The sequence below is a fragment of the Mycobacterium colombiense genome, from assembly GCF_003284975.1.
GTDB classification, from domain to species: Bacteria; Actinomycetota; Actinomycetes; order Mycobacteriales; family Mycobacteriaceae; genus Mycobacterium; species Mycobacterium europaeum_A.
Map to the genome: position 1 here is coordinate 1 of NZ_QMEU01000194.1, position 3,716 is coordinate 3,716.

The window sequence follows — 3,716 nt, forward strand, 5'->3', positions numbered from 1 at the left end:
GCCGTCGGCGGGGACCGCGGGCGGGGCTTCGGTGCGCGCCGGCGCTTGCTGGGGCACGACGAGCGCCGTCGTCTCGTCGTCCCGTCCGTCGGTCAGGCCGTCAGTCACGGCTCAAGGATAGGTCGGTTCCTGTGGTGCACCGGTCGAGCCGCCCGCTGACGATGCGGCCTGCGTAGCGGGGTGCTGAGGAAGCGGGCCACCTAGCCTAGGGCTGGCCTGGGAGTAACTGCACCATCAGGCCGTTGGCCTCGGCCAGTAGCGCGCCGTCGGCGTCGACCAGTTCCGCGGCCACGAACGCCTTGCGCCCCTCGGTGCCGGTGACCCGTCCGCGGACCACCAGCGGCGCATCGATCGGGGTGATCTTGCGGTAGTCCACATGCAGGAACGCCGTGCGGCTGATGGGGCGGTTCGAGGCGTGCGAGACCATCCCGAACATGTGGTCGAACAGCAGCGGCAGGACGCCGCCGTGCACCGCGTAGTTCCCACCGACGTGAAACCGGGTGAAGCGGCCCTGCATCTCGCAGCCGTCGGGCTCGTATCGCGTCAGCGTCCAAGGCGGCAACAACAGGCTGCCCATGCCGGGCAGGTCGGGGGTGCGCCCCGCGGGCGCCTGGCCCTCCGCGGCGGCCTGGAACGGACCGAGCAGTTCGGTCAGGGCCGTGACACGGTCGGCTGCGTCGTCCCACACGTCGTCGTCGGGGTCGGCCGACACCGCGAGGTCCTGCAAGCGCCGCATGGCCGCCACGAACCGCCCGAAACCCGGGCCCGGGCTGGCCACCCCGTATTCCGGGAAGCCGCCGTGGTGTTCGTATTCGGGGTCGAGGTCTTTGGGATCCTGGGCGGCATCCGTCACGGGCGGGCTGCCAGCACGTCGCGGCGCACGATGGTCTGTTCGCGCCCGGGGCCCACGCCGATGCACGAAATATGCGCTCCGGCAAGCTCTTCCAGCCGCAGCACGTAGTCACGCGCCTTGGCCGGCAGGTCGTCGAATTCCCGCGCGTGCGAGATGTCCTCCCACCAGCCGGGCAGCTCCTCGTAGATGGGTTCGGCGCGCGCCAAATCGCTTTGCGTCATCGGCATCTCGTGGATGCGTGCCCCGTCGATCCGGTAGCCCACACACACCGGAACCGTCTCGAGGCTGGATAACACGTCGAGCTTGGTCAGGAAGAAGTCGGTGATGCCGTTGACCCGGGTGGCGTAGCGGGCGATGACGGCGTCGAACCAGCCGCAGCGCCGGCGCCGTCCGGTGGTGACGCCGAATTCACCGCCCGTCTTCGACAGGTACTCGCCGTACTCGTCGAACAGCTCGGTGGGGAACGGGCCCGAGCCCACCCGGGTGGTGTAGGCCTTGAGGATGCCCAGCACGGCGGTGATCCGGGTGGGCCCGATGCCCGACCCCACGGCGGCGCCGCCCGCCGTCGGATTCGACGACGTCACATAGGGATAGGTGCCGTGGTCGACGTCGAGCAGGGTGCCCTGCGAGCCTTCCAGCAGGACCGCTTCGCCGGCCTCCAGCGCGGTGTTGAGCAACAGCCGGGTGTCGGCGATGCGGTGCTTGAAGCCCTCGGCCTGCTCCAGCAGGGCTTCGACCACCTGGTGCGGGTCGAGCGCCTTGCGGTTGTAGATCTTGACCAGAATCTGATTTTTCAGCTCCAGCGCGGCTTCGACCTTGTGCGTCAGCACCTCCCGGTCGAGCACGTCGGCGACCCGGATGCCGATGCGGGCGATCTTGTCCTGATAACAGGGACCGATGCCGCGGCCGGTGGTGCCGATCTTCTTGTTGCCCATGTAGCGCTCGGTGACCTTGTCGATGGCCACGTGGTAGGGCAGCAGCAGGTGCGCGTCGGCGGAGATGAGCAGTTTGGAGGTGTCGACGCCGCGGTCCTCGAGGCCCTTGAGCTCGTCCAGCAGGACGCCGGGGTCGACCACCACCCCGTTGCCGATGACGTTGGTGACGCCGGGCGTGAGCACCCCCGACGGGATCAGGTGCAGCGCGAAATTCTCGCCGGTGGGCAAGACGACGGTGTGTCCGGCGTTGTTACCGCCCTGGTAGCGCACCACCCACTGCACTCGCCCACCGAGCAAATCGGTGGCCTTCCCTTTGCCCTCGTCGCCCCATTGGGCGCCGATGAGGACGATTGCCGGCATGACACGCTCCCACCTGATCTCGCCTGCGTATTGTGGTCCAGCCGGTGACCCACCCTAGCCTGGCGACCGCGCGGGCCGCCGGTGGCCGACTGAGCCGGGCAAATCAGCTTAAGCCAGGAGACGTCGCGACCGGCGCACTTGCCGTCGCGGGCGGTTTGGTCGCGCATACGCCGGTCCTGGTCGACGGGTCCAACATCAGGCACAGGCCGTTGGCGCCGCGAGCGTTCTTGGTGCCCGACCAACCCGGGTGCACCGGTTTCCCGTTCCAGCTGATCAGCGTCCAGCCATCGTGGGGGCTGCCCTGGATCACGACGATGCCCGTGTTGGGCAGCGGATCGAAAAGCAGGAGCAGCGGATCGGGGTTTCTGACGGTCATCATCGTCCCGACGCCGATGGCGAATTCGCTGGAGAACGCCACCTCGGTGATCCTGCCGTTCGCGGCGCGGACCGGGTTGGCGACCGCACTGGCATACATCGTCTGGAGCACGTCGTTGAAGCCGCCCGCGTTGGTCGCGGCATTGCCGTAGACGGTTTGCAGCGCGCCGTTGAAACGCCTGCGGAACTCGTACCCGTTGGCGTCGGTGGATCCGGGGGCGAGCATCGGCACGATCCGCAGCCCGAGCATCCACGCGACCGGTGCCAGCAGGTAGGCCAGCCCGCCGAGGCTGACCTGCGGCTGGCCGTTGAAGGCGCCGGCGTCGATCTCGTTGAGCCCCGGCAACGCCTGGACATTCATCCCCAACGCGGCGGCCAACGGCGCCGCGGTCTGCTGCGTCCTGATCAACTGCGACGCGAAGATCGCGGCGACCGGGCCCTTCGCCGCGAGCACGCCGGCGACGGCCTGAGCCTGTTGCTGACCAAGCGCGGTGAGCGACGCTCCGGGCGGCGCCGTGTCGATCAGGGCCGCCGCGTTGGCCGTCGACTGCCCATGCCGCACCAGGTCTATCACGATCGATTCGTCGGCCGAGGCCGTCGCAGATCCGTTGCACAGCAGGGCAATCGAAAGCCCCACGGCGCCGACGCGGCGGAGCTGTCTCGTCAGCAACGGAGGCGGGTGGGGCCGGCACCCGACGCGACCAATGCGGTTCGCGCGGTTGACAAGACGACGGTAAATCGGCGAATGGTAGTTCTCCGTTCCCTTAACCACTCGTGGCGGGATTCCGCGCAACGTCGGCCCTGTGGCAGGAGTAAAGTATCCGGTTGTTTACCGGCAGGGTTGCAACAACTTTCGTAGTCGACACCATGTTGTGACTGTGTCGTTATGGCAAACACTTCCGGCGTCGCAGCGCGCATCTGGCCAGAGGCGTTGGAAGTCAATGACATTGGCTGCTGCCCGATTGGATACACTGTGACGCAAGGAGATCGAGGCGCCGCGGTCCTTGTGTTCGGCCGACGACCCCTCTACCGATCGCTGCGAGACATGCACACCCAACGGGTCACCGGCGAAACCGACGTCGACGCCGCCATCGGCCCGTATCGGCGGCTGGTCGTGCTGGGCGGCGACGCCGAGCTGGCCGGTGTGCTGACCCGGCTGCTGCGTGCCGAGCGCCTCGACATCGAGGTGGCCT

The 3,716-nt window shown here is 68.1% G+C and carries 3 protein-coding genes; all 3 read right to left on the bottom strand.

Translation table 11 applies throughout. The annotated features are described in order from the left end of the window. Positions 1 to 205 precede the first annotated feature (205 nt). A complete protein-coding gene (locus DQP58_RS26115) occupies positions 206 to 853 on the bottom strand; it encodes a PaaI family thioesterase (protein WP_112710932.1) in 648 nt (215 codons plus the stop codon). Further along, positions 850 to 2,148 carry an adenylosuccinate synthase gene (locus DQP58_RS26120; RefSeq protein ID WP_112710933.1) on the bottom strand — a complete coding sequence of 433 codons (1,299 nt, stop codon included), beginning with the start codon at positions 2,146 to 2,148 and terminating at the stop codon, positions 850 to 852. Before DQP58_RS26120 ends, DQP58_RS26115 begins: the two co-directional genes overlap by 4 nt. Before the next feature lie 103 nt (positions 2,149 to 2,251). Continuing rightward, a complete protein-coding gene (locus tag DQP58_RS26125) occupies positions 2,252 to 3,193 on the bottom strand; it encodes a histidine phosphatase family protein (protein WP_112710934.1) in 942 nt (313 codons plus the stop codon). Between the last annotated feature and the right edge of the window lie 523 nt (positions 3,194 to 3,716).

What these genes read in the sequence shown, in the direction of transcription:
- DQP58_RS26120 (WP_112710933.1), bottom strand. Translation starts at nt 2,148, where the DNA reads ATGCCGGCAATCGTCCTCATCGGCGCCCAATGGGGCGACGAGGGCAAA.